Source organism: Rufibacter sp. LB8 (assembly GCF_014876185.1).
In the GTDB taxonomy this organism is placed as follows: domain Bacteria; phylum Bacteroidota; class Bacteroidia; order Cytophagales; family Hymenobacteraceae; genus Nibribacter.
Genome location: NZ_JADALJ010000001.1, coordinates 456,890 through 474,736, shown reverse-complemented (window position 1 = coordinate 474,736; position 17,847 = coordinate 456,890). Strand labels below are relative to the sequence as shown.

General features: G+C 50.4%; 16 protein-coding genes. 1 reads left to right on the top strand and 15 read right to left on the bottom strand.

Features of this window, described 5'->3' with window-relative positions; all coding sequences use genetic code 11:
- Positions 1-51 precede the first annotated feature (51 nt).
- From IMY23_RS01915 to IMY23_RS01895, 5 genes are all read right to left on the bottom strand, one after another.
- Complete coding sequence (locus IMY23_RS01915; protein WP_192820477.1) at positions 52-876, bottom strand: anti-sigma factor domain-containing protein; 825 nt, start codon at positions 874-876, stop codon at positions 52-54.
- 2 nt (positions 877-878) lie between these two features.
- Entirely contained in the window at positions 879-1,424 is a 546-nt protein-coding gene (locus IMY23_RS01910) for an RNA polymerase sigma factor (protein ID WP_370589782.1), read from the bottom strand.
- Positions 1,425-1,669: 245 nt separating this feature from the next.
- Positions 1,670-2,434: a YdcF family protein gene (locus IMY23_RS01905; protein ID WP_192820476.1), complete on the bottom strand. Its 765-nt coding sequence runs from the start codon at positions 2,432-2,434 to the stop codon at positions 1,670-1,672.
- Positions 2,435-2,499: 65 nt separating this feature from the next.
- Complete coding sequence (locus IMY23_RS01900; protein ID WP_192820475.1) at positions 2,500-2,724, bottom strand: DUF2905 domain-containing protein; 225 nt, start codon at positions 2,722-2,724, stop codon at positions 2,500-2,502.
- Positions 2,725-3,041: 317 nt separating this feature from the next.
- A complete protein-coding gene (locus IMY23_RS01895; RefSeq protein WP_192820474.1) occupies positions 3,042-5,519 on the bottom strand; it encodes a type IA DNA topoisomerase in 2,478 nt (825 codons plus the stop codon).
- A gap of 394 nt (positions 5,520-5,913) precedes the next feature.
- Here IMY23_RS01895 and IMY23_RS01890 point away from each other — a divergent pair, with 394 nt between their 5' ends.
- On the top strand, positions 5,914-7,098 hold the full coding sequence (locus tag IMY23_RS01890) for a hypothetical protein (RefSeq protein ID WP_192820473.1): 1,185 nt from the start codon (positions 5,914-5,916) through the stop codon (positions 7,096-7,098).
- Between the two features lie 162 nt (positions 7,099-7,260).
- Here IMY23_RS01890 and IMY23_RS01885 read toward each other — a convergent pair whose 3' ends face one another.
- The 10 genes from IMY23_RS01885 to IMY23_RS01840 form a co-directional block, all read right to left on the bottom strand.
- A complete protein-coding gene (locus IMY23_RS01885) occupies positions 7,261-7,902 on the bottom strand; it encodes a carbonic anhydrase (RefSeq protein ID WP_225986378.1) in 642 nt (213 codons plus the stop codon).
- A gap of 23 nt (positions 7,903-7,925) precedes the next feature.
- On the bottom strand, positions 7,926-9,488 hold the full coding sequence (locus tag IMY23_RS01880; RefSeq protein ID WP_192820472.1) for a SulP family inorganic anion transporter: 1,563 nt from the start codon (positions 9,486-9,488) through the stop codon (positions 7,926-7,928).
- 212 nt (positions 9,489-9,700) lie between these two features.
- Positions 9,701-11,086 carry a HAMP domain-containing sensor histidine kinase gene (locus IMY23_RS01875; protein WP_192820471.1) on the bottom strand — a complete coding sequence of 462 codons (1,386 nt, stop codon included), beginning with the start codon at positions 11,084-11,086 and terminating at the stop codon, positions 9,701-9,703.
- Positions 11,083-11,769 (bottom strand): response regulator transcription factor, encoded by a 687-nt coding sequence (locus tag IMY23_RS01870; protein ID WP_192820470.1) that lies wholly within the window; start codon positions 11,767-11,769, stop codon positions 11,083-11,085. Before IMY23_RS01870 ends, IMY23_RS01875 begins: the two co-directional genes overlap by 4 nt.
- A 140-nt stretch (positions 11,770-11,909) precedes the next feature.
- Positions 11,910-12,971, bottom strand: a complete 1,062-nt coding sequence (locus IMY23_RS01865) for a hypothetical protein (RefSeq protein ID WP_192820469.1) — start codon at positions 12,969-12,971, stop codon at positions 11,910-11,912.
- Positions 12,958-14,604, bottom strand: a complete 1,647-nt coding sequence (locus tag IMY23_RS01860) for an NAD(P)-binding protein (RefSeq protein WP_192820468.1) — start codon at positions 14,602-14,604, stop codon at positions 12,958-12,960. The genes IMY23_RS01865 and IMY23_RS01860 overlap by 14 nt, the downstream gene beginning before the upstream one ends.
- Before the next feature lie 3 nt (positions 14,605-14,607).
- Positions 14,608-16,122, bottom strand: coding sequence for a polyamine aminopropyltransferase (locus IMY23_RS01855; RefSeq protein WP_192820467.1), 1,515 nt, complete (start codon positions 16,120-16,122; stop codon positions 14,608-14,610).
- A 12-nt stretch (positions 16,123-16,134) separates the two neighbouring features.
- Entirely contained in the window at positions 16,135-16,353 is a 219-nt protein-coding gene (locus IMY23_RS01850) for a DUF350 domain-containing protein (protein ID WP_192820466.1), read from the bottom strand.
- A gap of 5 nt (positions 16,354-16,358) precedes the next feature.
- Positions 16,359-16,538, bottom strand: coding sequence for a hypothetical protein (locus IMY23_RS01845; protein ID WP_192820465.1), 180 nt, complete (start codon positions 16,536-16,538; stop codon positions 16,359-16,361).
- Between the two features lie 6 nt (positions 16,539-16,544).
- Entirely contained in the window at positions 16,545-17,840 is a 1,296-nt protein-coding gene (locus tag IMY23_RS01840; RefSeq protein ID WP_225986377.1) for a DUF4178 domain-containing protein, read from the bottom strand.
- Positions 17,841-17,847 lie beyond the last annotated feature (7 nt).

The window sequence follows — 17,847 nt, the reverse complement described above, 5'->3', positions numbered from 1 at the left end:
TTTCTGAAAATGAGCCCAAAAACGGAAAATAAAACGGAGAGGGTTGTTTACTTAAATACTGCCCATGACCTGCATGGCCGCAAGGGTTGGGTTCTGGCTGCCGCCCGTAGGTTCCAACGTCACCGCGAAGGCCTGGGCCTGGTCTATGATCTTCATTTTGTGCAGGGGCTTGCTCACCATGCCAACCACGCCGGCGTCAATGGGTTTGCCGTCGGCCAGGGCCCAGAGTTGGTATTGCTTTCCGGCGGGGGCGGCGGGTAATCTGCTGGCATCAAAAAACACTTCTTTGGTATCATTATTCCAGAAAACGGTGCCTTGGGCCTGCGTGCCGGTAGCTACGCTTTTGAGTTGCACAATCCTGGTCTGTGGGTCCCGCACTATGGCCAACAGGTTTTCGGTTTGCACATTCTGCACTTCCAGTTGACTGGCTTGCAAGGCATACTGGCGGGTGGAGGCTTGCGCCACCAACAGTTCATCCTGTGAATCTCGCCAGCTGCTGTAGAGGTAAATGTTGGTGGCTATGCTCACCAGCAGGGCGACTGCGGCAGCTACTTTAAAAGAACTGAACGGCGAGGATTGACCAGGCGCGCGCATAGGAACAACTCTGGCTTCTGGGTTGGTGGCGCCTGGTATTTCTGCCGCTGGCTGCTGCAGGCTAGCTATTTTGTTTAAGATAATGTCTTCCAGTTCTGGGCGGGGAACCTGCGCATGGGTGAGGGCGTACGCCTCCATTGCCTGCTGGGCCTGGGCCAAAGCCTCTTTCACCGCAGGGTGCTGCCCGGCCATCTGCTCCACCTCTGCGCTTTCAGCCTCTGAGAGACCGCCCGCCACATACAGTTCCAGCACGCCAGAATCTATGTATTCCTGTGTATTCAAGGCTATTTGATTAGTTTGCCCAAAAATTTAATGGCCATTCTGGCCCTGGTTTTCACAGTGCCCAAGGGTATGTTGAGCTCCTCTGCTACCTCGGTCTGGGTGAAACCGTTAAAATACATCAAATCAATGATAATTTTTTGGTCCGGGTTCAGCCGATCGGTCATTTCCTGTATCCCAATATGGTCAGGCTTAATGCCGTCTGGGCTCACCAAGTTGTAGGTCACCGCATCTTCCATGGGTTTGGTCTTGGCACCTACGCGATATTGCTTGGACCGGATTTTATCAATGGCCAGATTTCTGGCAATGTTGAGCATCCAGGTGAAAAGGCGTCCTTTCTGGGGGTCATATGAGGCAAAGGCAGACCAAATCTTCACGAAGGTCTCCTGCAGCACATCCTCGGCCACTTCTTCCTGCTTGACCACGCGCAGAATCACCCCGTACAGGGCGGCAGAGTAGTTTCTGTACAGCAAAGAGATGGCACGCTGGTCCTGGGCTCTCAGCTGCGCCACCAACTCTTCTTCAGAGGAAATATTTTCAATTGTGTTCACCAAAACAAAATGTTTAGCCACTTCTCTATTCTGTTGCGGCAGTGGAGACTGTAGAATGAGGAATAAACGCCCCTGCGGTACGCAGAATTGGAAACCCCTTTCTCTGGAAATTGTTTAAAAAATTTGCGGGAAACTCTTACTAATGGCATTTATACGGATTCCCCGTAATAAGATTGTCCTTCTGCCCATTATTAATTCAAAGGCCGAATTCTTTTCTGACGGTGCCTGTAACAGACAGGATTGGTTTAGGCATACCCTAGCAGTTTATAGGTGACAAACCCCAACCACTCATGCAGAATCTTGCTCCAGTTTTTAAGGGCATCTACGTTGGGAATGAGCACGTCATCTAGGGTATAGCGCCTGTCCTGGGTCTGGAAATCTGCCGGAAAGGCGTCAAACGCGACATTAGCCTTGGTAAAACAGCCTTGCGCGCGTCGCATGTGAAAAGCAGAGGTGATGAGCAGCAGTTTTTTCAACTCTGGGTGGGCTTGCAGGAGTTCTTTGGTAAACTGGGCGTTCTCGCGGGTGTTTCGGCTTTTCTCCTCCAGTAGAATATCTGCCGTGGGCACGCCCGCATACAAGGCCGTCTGCCGCAAATCCTGCGCCTCTGTGTTGGCCACGGACACCAAGGAACCCGACCCGCCGGTGATGATGATTTTCTTGATCTTGCCCAGTTTGTAGAGTTGAATGGCGTCTAAGATGCGTTCTGAGCCTTCGCTGTAGTGGGTACGGTCATGGGGGCTTTTCTCATGGCGGGTTACACCGGTCAAAACAATGGCGGCGTCATAAAGCGCCACATCTTTCATGAGCACGGGTTTGGGTTCCCAAGCCAGCCAGACTTCATTACTGATGAGCGTGTTAGAGAAAAATAGCAGCAGCCCGGTGGCCATTAAAAAGGCTTTCCTGCTTTTGGCCTTGTTTCTAGAAATGAGCCCGAAAACGAGCAGTGCCAGCACCCACAACAGCGGCATGACCAGGTATTGCAAAAGTTTGGAGAGCACAAAAAACATAGGCTATTGGGTACATCTGCCGCCAGCAGTATGAACGGCAGCGGGCGGACGGTAGAAAAAATAAACTACCCAAAGAAACGCCTAATCAGCCAAAGCACCAAACTCAGCAGCACGCTCACCAGGAGCATGGTAGTGAAGGGCGCGAATAGCTTAAACCCAGGCTTTTCCACCCGCAAATCGCCGGGCAAGCTCCCAAACCAGTCTAACTTTGGACCAAGCAGCCACAGCACCAGCCCAATCACCACAATGGCCAGACCGAGGAAGACTATGTATTTGCCGATGGGTTGCATGGTAGAATGTTGGTCTGAGGTGAAGTATAAACGCTAATTTATACGATTGCCTCCCACATAGTTATCATTCTAAAATGAGTTTTTGTTGGCGAAGTGATATTGCTTGGAACCACCATATTTGTAGCTGGCCCACTAGATTTTTCCAAGACGGCAATTCTGTTAGAAATTAGCTCTTTCTGTTTTCGGGCTCATTTTGGGAAATGAGCCCGAAAACAGAAAGAGCCTTGGCTGGTTTTGTAGAGACGCAATACCTTGCGTCTTCTCTCTATGGAACGATGGTGCACGCCAAACGCAAAGTAGTACGTCTCTAAAGGTGCCTAATCAAACAAATACACCACCTTAAACTCTTCATTCAACTTCAACGCCGCGTCAAACTTATTACCGGTTTTGGGCGAAGTGAAGCCTTTGAGTTTAGCGGTTTTGCCTTTCAACATCAGCGCATTCAGTTGTGCCTCTGGAATGGTTTTGCCATGCACTTCAAACGGCACCACAAACTGGCAACCTTCCCTGAAACGGCTGCACCCGAAAGCGGCTTTGCCTTTCAGCATTTGGCCTTGGCTGCATTTGGGGCAGATAATCACGGTGGGCTTTTTCTCTTTTACTTCCGCTTTAATGGCCTGTAGTTCCTGGTTTGGCCCCAGCACGAAATGGCCGTCAAAGGTTTCGCCGGAGCCCGCGCCTTCAAAGCCTTTCACCAGCCCGCTTTTGCCTTTTTTCAGGAGCGTTTGAACCAGTTTCTCGGTAAGTGGTTGACCACCATAGGTCAGAGGCAACCTAAACGTACAACCTTCCCGGAACCGTTTGCAGCCGTAGGCGGTGCTGCCTTTCAAGACCACGCCAGCTTTGCAGACCGGGCAAAGTCCCAGGCCCTCCCCTGGCGCCGACGCGGTAGCCGGGGCGTTTTCCTTTTTAGCTTTGGTGGCTTTTTTGGCAGGCTCTTCCTTGGCGGCAGGTTTGGCGGTTTCAGCAGGCTGAATGGTAACCGTTTGCCGGTCCTGCTTCACTTCCTGCACCATTTCAAAGACCAGCTGCTGCAATTCGCGCATGAATTCCTCGGGCGCGAACTCGCCGCCTTCAATCATCCGAAGCTTTTTCTCCCACTGCCCCGTCATCTCCGCCGATTTGAGCGTTGGGTTCCTAATAACCTGAATCAAGTCAATCCCCATCTGGGTAGGAATGATTTTCTTTTTTTCTTTTCTGATGTAGTTGCGTTTGAACAGGGTCTCAATAATAGCCGCCCGCGTAGACGGCCGACCGATGCCATTTTCCTTGAGCGCCTCTTTCAATTCCTCGTCATCTACTTGCTTGCCGGCGGTTTCCATGGAGCGCAACAGCGTGGCCTCGGTGTAATCTTTGGGCGGACTGGTGGACTTTCGTTCTAATAAAGGTGTGTGCGGGCCGCGCTCACCGGCGTCAAAATGCGGAAGCACGGCCAATTCCTCTTCCTTCTCCTCGGCGCCATCTGCGTTTGTTTTTGGTACGCTGGGCTTGGCGGGGTTGGCGGGTTCTTCCTGGGCATAGACCACGCGCCAGCCCGGCTCCAGAATCTGCTTGCCTTTGGCCCGGAACGCGTGCTTGGCCGCTTCGCCGTTCACCACAGTGTTGCTTACAATACAGTCTGGGTAAAACGCGGCAATAAACCGGCGGGCAATCAAATCGAAGACCTTCGCCTCAGTGCCGTACAGTCCGCCAGCGTTGGCGCCGGTGGGAATAATGGCGTGGTGGTCCGTGACTTTGTTGTTGTTGAAAACTTTGGCTGATTTCCTGATTTTCTGGCCCAACAGCGGCTGCGTGAACTGGCTGTACTGGTGCAACCCGCTCAGAATGTTGGGGATTTTGGGGTAGATATCATCTGGCAGGTACGTGGTATCAACCCGCGGGTACGACACTACTTTCTTTTCATAGAGACTCTGCACCGTCTTGAGCGTTTCATCGGCAGACAGCCCAAATTTATTATTGCACTCCACCTGCAAAGAAGTCAAGTCAAAAAGGCGCGGCGAACTCTCGATTCCTTTCTTGGTCTCTACATCTTTGATCTCGAACTCAGAAGGTTTGATTTGCTCCAGCACTTCTAGCGCCTTGGCCTCGTCTTTGAAACGGCCAGAGGTGCTACTGAAATTAACGTCTCTATACACGGTTTTCAGTTCCCAGAATGGCTCAGATTTGAAGTTCATAATCTCCAGGTGGCGCTGCACAATCATGGCCAGTGTGGGCGTCTGCACGCGGCCCAAGGAAAGCAACTGCCGCCCCTGCGCGTATTTCAAGGTAAACAAACGCGTGGCGTTAATGCCCAACAACCAATCGCCAATGGCACGGCTTTTACCGGCGTAGTATAGCTGGTCAAACTCCTTTCCGTCACGCAGCTGCGCAAAGCCCTGACGTATAGCTTCTTCGGTCAAAGATGAAATCCAGAGACGTTTGAATGGTTTTCTATAACGAGCCTGGTGCAACACCCAACGCTGAATCACCTCGCCCTCCTGCCCGGCATCCCCGCAGTTGATGACTTCCTCGGCGGCATCCAGCAATTTTTTGATGACCTTGAACTGTTGCTCTACTCCTTTGTTGCTGATCAGTTTGATGTCGAAGCGCTCCGGCAGCAAAGGTAAATCCGGTAAATGCCAGCGTTTCCAGCCGGGGTTATAGTCGTCGGGTTCGCAGAGTTGGCAGAAGTGCCCGAAGGTCCAGGTGACTTGGTAGCCGTTGCCCTCAAAGTAGCCGTCTTTCTTGGTCTTGGCCCCCAACACATGGGCAATCTCACGGGCGACACTGGGTTTTTCGGCGATGCAGAGTTTCAAGGCTGTTTGGGAAATGGAGGTCAAAAACGGAACGCAAAGGTACGCAATCCCGCGGCCAAACGCCAACGCCCCGCCTTCGGACCAAACATATAACAATGCCTATATTTTAACATTTTTTCAATCATCTCCCGCTTTTGCCTACCAAGTAAAAATCAATTAGTTAGCAGGCGTTTAAAATTACACTACCCATTACAAAACTTGCATAATTTTAAAGTAAGGCCTGAACCCGCAGGTAGTGGTCTCGTATATTAAAAGCCGATGTCTAAGCGGCATCACCTTACATCATTCACCTTAAACCAAAACAACTATGAGAAATCATGAGAATTCTGGTCACGATACCTTCAACACGTATCGTTCAGGACACGAAAACACCGGCAGAAACCAGTGGGGTAGTATGGGAAATAGAACGGAAGGACAAGGTACCTCATCAGAACATCAATCATACGGCAGCAGCCAAAACCGAGGCAACTCTGGTAATGACCGCTCAGAAAGCCACTATAGCAGCCAAGGCAACAACTACGGCGGCAACCAATACCGCAGCGGCAACAGTGACGCCAACTCCGGCATGAGCCGCGGTGGCCAGTATGGCAGCAGCAGCGGCTGGAGCGGCCACTCCATGCAAAACAACAATATGGGCAACTCTTCTATGGGGAGCCAGAACAGCATGAACTCCGGTGGCTACGGCGCCTATGGCTCCGGCTCCTCTAACCAGGGAGGTTCTTCTAACCGCAACAGCGGCACCACAGATTACAGCATGAGCCATTCTGGCAACTACGGCGGGCCAAGCAGCTATGACAGACCTTCCAATAGCTACGGCCAGAGCGGTTCCTCCAACTCTGGGGGCTCATCCAGAGAAATAGGAACATACGGCGGCGCACGTTCAGGCTATGCCGGTTCTTCTTCCGGAAACTCCATGGGCGGTGCCATGGACCGTGGCAATGCTTACAGCAACTATGGCGGTTCTAATGACTACCGTGGTTCTAACTCAGGCTACGGCTCTTCTGGCAGCATGGGCTCTTCCAATAACTACGGAAGCAACTCTAACTACGGCAGCAGCAACCGCTCAAGCCAAGGCTCCGGTTCTTCTAACCAGGGCAGCTCATTTGGGCACAGTGGTTCTTCTTATGGCTCTGGCGCTGGCTCCAACTACGGGCAGTCTTCCAGAAGCATGGGCAACAGCGGCTACGGCTCCGGCAACATGGGCAGCAGCAACCGCCAAAGCGGAAATTCCAGCTGGATGAATGACCAAGACAACGACCACGCCCAGTACAGCCACGGCAACGCTAGCCAGAACCGCTACTCAGACAACTACGGCAGCTCCCAGAACATGGGCAGCATGAACCGCGGCGGTAACCAGTATGACCAGGACCGTTACATGCAAAACCGTGACAACCGCAGCCACGGTGGCCAGGATGAGGAAGGATTCTTTGAGCGCATTGGCCACGGAATCAGAGACGCCTGGAACAGCGTAGTTGGTGATGATGACTATAACAACAATGACAGAGGCTCTAGCCGCAGTGGTTCTGCCGGCAGCCCTCCCTATAACTACGGTTCAGGTTCTAACAACGCTGGTTGGTAAGAATCCACTGCAGAACCTTTTAAAAAGAAAGCCCCGCCATTTTTTGGCGGGGCTTTCTTTTTGTCAATTCAAACTAAAAAACTTTTTCACTCTTGAAACAACTTTCTGTTTTGGGGCTCATTCCTGGAAATGAGCCCCAAAACAGAAAAGTAGAGGCAGCAATTATTGCATGCCGTAGATGCGGTCGTATTGTTTGATGTGGTCAGTCTGTACGTTCAGATCCTTGAGAATACCTTCGCGCAGGTCATACACCAGACCGTGCAGCTGCGGCGGGTCTTCTCTTCTCAAGGCGTTCTGAATAATGGAGGTCTTGGACAGGTTGATCACCTGCTCTACCACGTTCAATTCCACCAAGCGACGGAAACGGGCTTCCTCATCTTCAATGCTGTGGAATTCCTCTTCATGCAGCCTGATCACGTCTTTAATGTTGGTGAGCCAATTGTCAATCAGACCAAATTGTTTGTCGCTCATGGCGGCAGCTACGCCTCCGCAACCGTAGTGGCCTACCACTATCACGTGTTTTACTTTCAGCACTTCAATGGCATACTGCAGCACAGACAACAGGTTCACGTCTGTGTGTACTACCATGTTGGCGATGTTGCGGTGTACAAACATTTCACCGGGTTCCCGGCCAGAAATTTCATTGGCAGGAATTCTGCTGTCTGAGCAGCCAATGTACAAGTATTTAGGCGACTGGCCCTTGGCGCGACGCTCAAAGAACTCAGGGTCTTCCAGGCGTTTTCTTTCTACCCATTGCTTGTTGCCTTCAAAGATAAGCTCCATGTCTGGGTGGCGTTTTTCCATATTGTCCATATAGGTATTTAGCGTTAGTGTACGTTCATGGTGGTGACAGAGGGAATGTCTTTCAGGGTTAGCCTGATGTCTTTTTCCCGTGCCACGGTTTTAAAGTTCTCAATGGCTTCCAGCACGTCATAATCAATAAACGTAGACTGGGAACCGTCAATAATCACATCGCTTTTGGCGGGCAGATGATCCAGGGTAAGGGCCAGGCTGGCCTTGTTCAGGAAGGTCACGTTCTCGCTTAACTTAAGATGTATGCGCTCATGCCCCTCGTGTTCTTTCTCGCGGTTGTAGAAATAAGGCGTCTTGTAGTTGGCTTTCAATATATAGAACACGCCCACTACCAGACCAATGCTTATACCTTTGAGCAAGTCAGTGAACAAGATTGCCAGAATGGTGATGATAAACGGCAGGAACTGTTCTGAACCCAGGCGCCACTGGGCCTTGTAAAGTGCTGGTTTGGTAAGCTTAAACCCAACGTGCAACAGCACCGCCGCCAAAGCTGCCAACGGAATATTTTTCAGGAATGTGGTCAGGAACAGAATGCTCAGCAACAGGAACACACCGTGGAAGAAACTGGCCATTTTAGACTCAGCGCCGGCGTTCACGTTGGCGGAGCTTCTTACAATTACGGCTGTCAAGGGAATACCGCCAATCAAACCACTCAACAGGTTACCCACGCCCTGGGCTTTCAGTTCGCGGTTATTGGGGCTTCGGCGCTTGTAAGGGTCCAACTTGTCAACGGCCTCCAAACTCAGCAAACTTTCTAAAGACGCCACAATGGCCAGGGTTGCCGCCAAAACATACACCGCCGGGTTCGTCAGGGCAGACCAGTCAGGGAACCGAAGTTCGCCTAAAAGAGAGGCCGGGCCGGAAATCTCAGGCAACTGCACCAGGTGAGAATCTGCAATTGTCAGTCCTGGGTAAGTGCTTTTGAACAGCAAGTGCAGCACAATAGCCACCACCACCGCAATGAGCGCGCCAGGCACCAGCTTCAGGTATTTTACGCTTTTCACCAGCTTAGATTCCCAGAAAATCAAGATAAACAAGGAAACCACGCCTACTATGAGGGAGCCTACCTGAATCTGACCCAGGGCATAAGTGATCTCGGTGAAGGTGTTGCGGCCATCGCTCTGCAAAAAGTTGAAATCACCGAAGAAGTCTTCATCTGCCCCTAAAAAGTGAGGAATCTGCTTCAGGATTAGGATAAGGCCAATGGCGGCCAGCATTCCTTTGATCACCGAAGAAGGGAAGTACAAACCAATAATGCCCGCTTTGAGGTAGCCCAACACAATCTGCATCACCCCGGCCAGCACTACCGCCGTTAAAAAGGCCTCAAACGTGTTCATCTCTGTAATGCCGTTGAGAACAATCACGGTCAAGCCGGCGGCCGGGCCACTCACACTCAACTGCGACCCACTAAGCCAAGACACCACCAAACCACCAATCACGCCGGCAATTAAGCCCGCAAACAACGGTGCGCCAGAGGCAAGGCTCACGCCCAAACAAAGCGGCAGGGCCACCAAAAACACTACCAAGCCTGCAGAAAGGTCTTTGCCAATAGTACTGAATATTCCTTTTTCCCTCATAAATGTTGCATCAAGTGTCAAAGCAGTGTAACCGGTTTAAACACGTAAGGTTATTTTATGGAGCAAAGGTGCGGCGCGTACATTAAGGCCGAATTAAAACGAGATTAAAATTCGATTAAAATTGAAGGAAAGGATAAAAAACCGGGCAAGGCTGCCTTCCGTTTTCGGGCTCATTTCTGGAAATGAGCCCGAAAACAGGAAATTAAAACCGGCTACAGCTTGATAGTGCTGTACAGTTTTGGCAACGAAATGCAGACCTTGGTGCCTTTGTTCAGCATGGACTCTATCTGAATGGTACCGCGGTGCAGTTGAATTATTTTCTCTGCCAGGGGCAGGCCAATGCCGTGCCCAGAAATGTCCCGCACATTTTCTGCCCTGAAAAATGGCACAAAGACTTTCTTCACGTCATCTGGCGACATGCCTATGCCTTTGTCCTGCACGCAAAACACCACTCTTTTGTCACTTACCTCAATAGAAGCGGTAATGGTGGGGTTTGGACCAGAAAATTTGGCGGCATTCTCCAGCACGTTCACCGTGGCAATGAGCAGGAGCGCCTCATTGCCGTTGATCATGAGTTCGTTTTCATCATCTGGCAAATTCACGAAGGACACATCCAGGTTCAGGGCGGGTTGCCGTTTGCGGGCTTCGGCGCAGGCTTGCCAGATGAGTTCATCCAGCTGCAGGTGCGTCATGGGTATTTTAGAATAATCTGTACTGGCCTGCACCATCTGCAGCAATCCGTTGGAGAGCTGCGTCAGCAAATGGGCATCATCTAAGATAGAAGCCAGCACGCGTTCGTATTCCTCTGGGCTGCGCTTACTCATAAGCGCCACCTGCAGCTCACCAATCATGGCGGTGAGCGGGGTGCGCAATTCATGCGAAGCGCTGTACACAAACGTGCGCTGCGACTCAAACGCCGTTTCCAGGCGGTCCAGCAAATTGTTGAACGTCTGGGCCAAATACGCCACCTCGTCGGTGCCATCAGCGCGGGAAAGCCGGCGATGCAGCGCTGAGGCTTTAATGGTCTTCACCTCAGACACCACTTTCAGGAACGGCGCCAACGCGGCCCTGGAGAAAGCAATACCCGACAAGACCACGATGACCACCGACAGAAAAAAACCAATGATGAGCAACGTGCGCAGGTGGTGGAGTTTGGTCAGGTTGTACATATCCACAGACGAAGCCACCACAAAATATTCCTGGCCCTGGTGCCGCCGCTTTATGCCCACCATCTGCCGGTCCTCGTGTAAGTCCTGGGCCTGGCCCTGATCCTTTATTTGGCTGAAAAAATCACGGGATAACAGGAGATTTCCCTCCCCTTCCGCAAACAGCAATTTTTGATTTGCGTCATACACGTGCACCACTTCCTTGGGCAACACCTGGTAATATTGGCGCAGTTGCGCTGCCTTGGTGGCGGCGCTGGCCGTGTCTGCGCCCAGCACGTAGTTGGCCGTGATAATGGCCCGGTTGGTGATGCGCGCGTAAAAGTCATTCTGCCTGAACTCAGAACTGAAATAATACACCGCCAGACAGAAGACCAACAGAATACCCGTGAAAATAGCCGCGAACTGCAGCGTCAGTCTGGTTTTTATTTTCATTTGCTCTCCGTGAGTTCTTTGATCACATACCCCATGCCCACCAGCGTGTGAATTAACTTGGGGCTGAAATCTTTGTCTATTTTCTTTCTGAGGAAGTTGATGTACACATCTATCACGTTGCTCCCGGTGTCAAAAGACGTTTCCCAGACCTGCTCAATAATGTCTACCCTGGAAACCACGCGTTCTTTGTTGCGCAACAGGTAATGCAGCAGGGCAAACTCGCGGGCGGTGAGGGAAATGGGGACGCCGTGCCGGTGCACCGTCTTCCGCTGCACATCCAGTTCCAGGTCGGCTAATTTCAACACCTCCGTCCCGACAGCTTCCTGAGTTCTGCGGGTGAGCGCTCTAATGCGCGCCAGCAATTCCTGAAACTCGAAAGGTTTGACCAGATAATCATCGGCGCCGGAGTCAAGGCCCAGAATTTTGTCTTCGGTGCTGCCCAGCGCAGTGAGCATGAGAATGGGCACGGCCACATTTTGCTGCCTGATGGTCTTGCACACTTCCACCCCGTTCATGCGCGGCAGGATCACGTCAAGAATGACCAGGTCATACTCCTGCTCCAGAGCCAGCTTGGCCCCGTAAAAACCATCATAGGCGGCATCTACCTCAAAGGTCTGCTCTTCCAGGCCCTTTTTAATGAAAGCGCTTACCTTGGGTTCATCTTCAATCAGGAGAATTTTCATGGGTTGTGGGTTGACGCCTAAAGATACGCCAGAAACCCTTAAAACCACAGGGCAGGAAAAGGCAAAGCCCGGTTTCCGTTTTGGGGCTCATTTCCAGAAATGAGCCTCAAAACGGAAAGTTAATTGGTAAAATAAGTTTTTCAATTTTGGTTTTTAGAGATTTTCCAGATGAACCCGTCCACCACGTAATGCGTGATTTGCGGCAAGGCCAACAGCGGAACCAAGAGGGAAAGCAGCAAATTGTCCTTAATTTGGTTTATACCGCTGAACAATGGAAAAACCTGCGCATGCTCCCGCCATACCAAAGAATCCCAGAGGCCTTCCTCCACATACGCCAGCACCATCACCAAACCCAGAAAAGAACCGAGCGCCGCCCACCCTAAGGTTTTCTTCTTTTCTGCGGAGGGCGTGTTGGTTTCCTTCGTTTTCCGGCTGTAAATCCAAACCAGGGCCAAATACGGCACTCCGTGGGATATCACGTTAAAACTGGTGAAAATCAAATCGCCGTTGTAGAACACAATACCCACGTACCACGCCAAAAAAGTACCGACCATTATTAGATTTAGGGGCAGGTTGATTTTTCTGGTTTGGGTGAAAGACCAAATTTCCTTGCCCACATACCCTAGAAACAAGCCAAGGTTTAGCAGAGAAACCATAGAAGCCAGCCTTGGGAATGGCAAGCCAATGAAATCATTGTCAATAAACCAATTGAATTGTCTATTGCCTTCTAAGTGCCAGTACAGAATGGGTAACAGGGTGAAGGCATAAATGGCGACGGTATCTAGTTGCTGCTCCCAGGCTGGCTTTTGCTCTTTGCGTGCGTACAGGCGCATGAAACCGTACTGCTGCCGCACAAAATGAAACACCGCCAGATACGCCAGAATCCGCCAGAAGACATTACCTCCAAGGCTGTATAAAAGAACGCCTACTACCCAGGCGCCCCCCGGTGCCCACAAAAGAAATTGTCTGTGCTTCTGAAAGGTCTCTTTTTCAAAATAGGTCCTGAACAGCGTGCTGTACACGTGGCCCACATCTATCAAGAGAATGAGCAATACCCAGGCCGTGACCGGAATGGTGCTGACATGCTGCTGAAAAAAGGCAGGAAACAGTAGAATGGCCAACAAACAGAGAAACGGCGGAGACAAGATAAACACCCCATCTAACCACGCAGAATGTAGCCAGGGTTGCCTAAGCCGTTTCATTCCCATTCTGTTTCAAAAGTTGCTTCGCTGCTTTAATGCCTTGGTAAAAAGCTTCTTCAAATATGGAAATTCCGCTCAAATCTGAATGGGCAAAGGAGATTTTCCCCTGGATAGGTTCCCCGGCAAGCGCCCGCTCCTGCCCCCATAGAAACCCCGGTGTTGGTTTGATCATGCCATGGCCCCACACCCATACGTCAACCCTTTCAATCACCGCCCTTATACCTGGGTGCGCCTTTTCCAGCTCAGCAATGGCCTGTTCAGCCCAATCTGTATGCGTTTTACGGTACGCTTCTTGCCTGGCAGCGGGCGATGCGTCTGGCAATGGTTGGTAATAGGTAATTACCTGCTTCTCTGGAAAACCTTCTACAGACTGGTGGTTGGCATATACATACCCCAAGGAAGCACTGCCATAAATCACATTATCCCATGACAAAGGCGCTCCCTTGCCGGGTGGCACTTGATTTAAGGTAACATTTGCTACCAACCAAGGAGCATAGCTAAACTCAGACACCTTGGTGGGTACGGTAGCGTCCAGAACTTTTGCCAATAAACGATTCCTGACAAAATGCGGCGTGGCTATAATACACGTATCTGCTATAAGGCGGGTGGGCTGCTTGGTCTGGAGATTGAGGTACTCTACTACTACTTTCCCGTCCATTATCTCCAGGTGATAGACCAGACTTCCGGTTCGTAGGTCTGCTCCTGCCTGGTTCTTTAAACGCTCTGTCAACCAATGGTTTCCTTGGGGCCAGGTAAGTACGCGGTGGCCATCTGAGTTGGCAGCCTGGGCTTTGCGGGCGGCAAAATAATGGATGCCGGCCCACGCCGAGGTCTGAGCTGCCGTTGCCCCAAAATCATCTAAACAACAGTAGTCTGCGTACCAGCGCAGGTAGTTAGAATTCAGGTTTTGGGAAGTCAGCCACTCCTGAAAAGACAGATTATCTAATTCTCTAAAGGTTTTATCTGCTGAAGAGTATTCTAAGGGAATGTCAAACGCAAAGCGGCCATCAGAGCCTTTGGCCACTTTCATTTCTTCCATGAGGTGCAGGAAGCGTTCAATTTGTTTTTGATCTGCGTTGGGCACGCCAAAGGTGGGCACCAATCCTTCCTGCCAATAGCCGTTGATAAACAAGCGTTCCTCTGGGTCAAAGTTCAGGTGATATTCATTGTAAAAAGGCAGGCCTTCTGCATTGTAGCCGGTCACCACTTTTTCTTCTTCCAGAAAAGTCAGGAGATCTTTGTTGGTATTGTTGGGCAACGGCAGGTAATGTGCGCCCCAGGGGTACGCAGATACGTCATTTTTACCTGATAGGCTGTTACCTCCGGTTTGGTCCTCCAGTTCCAGCAGGCAGCAAGCCAAATTGGTTTCCTTCTTGATCCACCGCGCCGCAGATAACCCTGCCACCCCACCACCCACAATCACCACTGCTACTTTTTCAGTGAACTTTGGAGTGATTGTGATTCCGGTGCGGAGCAAATGACCCGCTTTGTGCGAAGGGCCAAATAATTGTCCGGCAAGTGCTTTCTTCTCTGGTGGCGCACAGGCAGGCACATAACTTCCGGCCAACGCCAGGCCTCCCAAGGCCAAGGCGCTCTGCTTTATAAACGTCCTTCTATCTTTGCGTTTCGCCATGCCTTAATTCAGATAGTTTGCCCACTCCGCTTCAAAATAATGCACCAAGGCTTGGTTGTTGAGTTTGTTCACCTCTGTCTGCCGGGCGGGCATGTCTTTGGGGAAAACGCGCATCTGCTCAAAGGTGGGTTTGTCCAGAAATTTGAGTTGCGCTAAGAATTGGCTGTTTACCTGCACCGGTTTATCAGGGGCGGCCAACACAAAGCCCCAATCCCCAAAAGAAGGGACATGCGCATGGTACGGCAATGTTTTAAACCCGCAGCTGGCCAAGGTATTCACCACGCACCAATAGGCGTTTGGAGCCACAAATGGCGACGTGGCTTGAATCACCACGGCGCCGCCTGGCCTAATGGCTGCTCTTAACACCTTGTAAAACGTGTTGGAATACAGTTTGCCAATGGCATAGTTGGCCGGGTCTGGGAAGTCAATGACCACAAAGTCAAACTGTTCCTGGTTCTGGTCTTTCAGCCATTTAAAGGCATCTGCATTTATGATAGTCACTTTTTTGGAATGCAGGGCTTTCTGGTTTAAAACGGTGAGCGTAGGGTAAGATGAAAACAAATCTGTGACCGCTTTGTCTAAATCTACCAGCACCACTTTTTCTACGGAAGCATATTTCAGAACTTCCCGTACCGCAAAGCCGTCGCCACCGCCCAACACAAGCACTTTCTTAGGATTGGGCACTGAGTTTAAACCAGGGTGGACCAAGGCCTCATGGTAGCGGTATTCATCTGCTGAGCTGAACTGCAGGTTCCCATTCAGGAAAAGACGGATCTCGCGGTCATTTTTGGTGAGCACAATGCGCTGGTATGGGCTCTGCACAGAATGGATGATTTTATCTGAATAGGTAAGGCTCTCCGTAAAGGCCAAAATGCGGTCGCTCAACACAAAACCAGCCAGCAGACAGAGAATAGACACCACGCAGGAAACCTTGAGATAATTGATGCCGCGTATTTCTTTGGTGAAGTAAAAGCACAGCCATAAGGCCACGCCTGCATTCAACAACCCAAAGAAATAAGACGTGCGCAATAAACCCAGATGCGGCATGAGCACCAATGGAAAAATAACTGAAGCCAATAATGCCCCAATGTAATCAAAGGTGAAAATCTTGGAAACCAAGTCTTTGAATTCATAACGGTGCTCCAGAATGCGCATGATCAAAGGTATTTCCAGCCCTACCAGAATACCCGTTAAAGACACCAGCATATACAGCACAATCTGAAAGGAAGCCACGCGGTCAAAGAGCAGAAAGAGAATGGTAGAGCTGAACCCGCCCACCAAGGCCACCAGCACTTCTACCTGTATAAACCACGCCACCAAGTTCTTGTGGAAGAACTTTGAGAAGTAGCTGCCAATACCCATTGAAAACAGGTACACGCCAATAATGGTGGAGAACTGCGTGACAGAATCTCCCAGGAGGTAACTTGCCAACGTACCAGCCACCAACTCATACACCAACCCACACGTAGCCACCACAAATACTGAGAAGAGGAGTAGGGCCTGTACATTTACCCGCATGTAGTTTTATCCTTAACCGTGTACTGAGGCACCAATGATGATGGCAACGGCTAAAATGAACGCCGCAAAAATGATGGCCAGGGCCATGTTCTGTTTCTCCAGAATCTCTTTCCAGATATTCTCCGGCGTGATCATCTCAATGAGCCAGAAAGAGAAAACCAGAATAGCTATGCCCATAAACGAGTAAATGAGCGAAGCCGAAATAAGTTTGTAGCTAACTAAAGATTCCATAGGTTTTATTTATGATAATAGCGGTGTACACGTACGCGGCCCGACGATTGGCTGCCGGGGCCGTTGGGTTCAAATTCTTCGGCGTCATCGCCTAAAAGCCTGGTGCCGGTAAAGCTGGCATAAGAAAAGCTGCCTACCACCAACGCCAGGTATCCTAAAAAAATAAGTTTGAGTCTTTTTCTCATGACGTGTTATTCTTGAGCGTAAGGGCTGTAATCACTGCTCATCCACCTGGATCTCTCAAAAGAATAGGCGCGTATGCCTTGCACCAAGGGTATGGCGCCTAGAAACAGGAGACAAACCAGAAAATTAGACCAAATAGGTACGTCATTTCTGATGGTGAGCGAAAACCAAGTTGGTGTATTACTCCCGTACGTCCCGCTTTCCCTGAACGGTTGAATCAACACCTGGTACTTGCCCGCTGGAATGGCCGATAGAATCTCTGAGGTTCTAGGGCTTCCTTCTGACCAATTTTCACCTTCAGAGGTGCCGCTGTAATATTCAACCCCTATCTCAATATAATATTCTTTGCCTGTTTGGGTGTTCATCAAAGACACACCCGCTGACAGCCAGGAATTGTTCACGGGAGCATATAATTCCATCTCTAAGCTGGAACCTCCGCCCAGGGTAGACGTCACCTCTACCACAGAGCTTGAGACAGGTGGCAGCGGCTGGATATAGGAATCTGAGGGCAAGCTGTACTGTTCCTCCAACAGCACTTTGTTTTGATGGAAGGAAAAGAATAGAACCTGCAGCACACATACAATAGCCGCTGCAATACCAGCCATCTTCCCTACTTTTTTAATGGAGAAATCCTGGGAGAACGGCTCAATGGAACCCACGTCATATTGCTGGGGCATTTCAGCCTCTAAGGCAAAGGCCTGTTGTATTTCTTCTGGCTCCAGGTATTCACCTAACATCCAGGTTTGCTCCTCTGCACTGATGGATCGGGCCAGCATGTAAGGCGGCGAAATGTATTCTATCTGCCGGCTTTTGTCTTCGTAGATTTTCCAGAAAAATTCGCCTTGCGCAAAAACAACCTCAGTGCCGTATTTATGGAACAGCCTGAACTCACGCCCCATATAATGGCATGGGTCATTGATACTGGAGGTGCTTCTGGCAAAATCAGAGATTAACGTAAAGTAATTCCAGTGGCCGTCATATTCAGACAAGAAGGCGTACCCGTGCACGGCGTTGAACAACATGTATTCGCGCCAGTAGTATTTGAAATTCTTTTCTTTATTAACCAGAAACCCCACCACCGTGTAGGGAATATCTTTCAACTTTCCTTTTTGCCCAATTGGCAACAAAGGCTCGTGCTTTCCTTTGTTTTGGAATTTTACCACCTCAAGAGAAGCTGACCGCACTTCCAAAACTCTGTTGCAGGCCGGACAAGCCACATTTTTAGCCTGGAAATGGGTGATTATCTGCAGGGCCTTCTGACATTGGGGGCACGTTTTTACCAAAGGCCCAGGAAGCGCGACCATTCCGTTT

Coding starts and splice junctions, on each gene's coding strand:
- IMY23_RS01890 (WP_192820473.1), top strand. CDS start 5,914: ATGGGAAATAGAACGGAAGGACAAGGTACCTCATCAGAACATCAATCA.
- IMY23_RS01870 (WP_192820470.1), bottom strand. CDS start 11,769: ATGAAAATTCTCCTGATTGAAGATGAACCCAAGGTAAGCGCTTTCATT.
- IMY23_RS01860 (WP_192820468.1), bottom strand. CDS start 14,604: ATGGCGAAACGCAAAGATAGAAGGACGTTTATAAAGCAGAGCGCCTTG.
- IMY23_RS01850 (WP_192820466.1), bottom strand. CDS start 16,353: ATGGAATCTTTAGTTAGCTACAAACTTATTTCGGCTTCGCTCATTTAC.
- IMY23_RS01855 (WP_192820467.1), bottom strand. CDS start 16,122: ATGCGGGTAAATGTACAGGCCCTACTCCTCTTCTCAGTATTTGTGGTG.
- IMY23_RS01865 (WP_192820469.1), bottom strand. CDS start 12,971: ATGAAACGGCTTAGGCAACCCTGGCTACATTCTGCGTGGTTAGATGGG.
- IMY23_RS01875 (WP_192820471.1), bottom strand. CDS start 11,086: ATGAAAATAAAAACCAGACTGACGCTGCAGTTCGCGGCTATTTTCACG.
- IMY23_RS01840 (WP_225986377.1), bottom strand. CDS start 17,840: ATGGTCGCGCTTCCTGGGCCTTTGGTAAAAACGTGCCCCCAATGTCAG.
- IMY23_RS01845 (WP_192820465.1), bottom strand. CDS start 16,538: ATGAGAAAAAGACTCAAACTTATTTTTTTAGGATACCTGGCGTTGGTG.
- IMY23_RS01900 (WP_192820475.1), bottom strand. CDS start 2,724: ATGCAACCCATCGGCAAATACATAGTCTTCCTCGGTCTGGCCATTGTG.
- IMY23_RS01885 (WP_225986378.1), bottom strand. CDS start 7,902: ATGGAAAAACGCCACCCAGACATGGAGCTTATCTTTGAAGGCAACAAG.
- IMY23_RS01905 (WP_192820476.1), bottom strand. CDS start 2,434: ATGTTTTTTGTGCTCTCCAAACTTTTGCAATACCTGGTCATGCCGCTG.
- IMY23_RS01880 (WP_192820472.1), bottom strand. CDS start 9,488: ATGAGGGAAAAAGGAATATTCAGTACTATTGGCAAAGACCTTTCTGCA.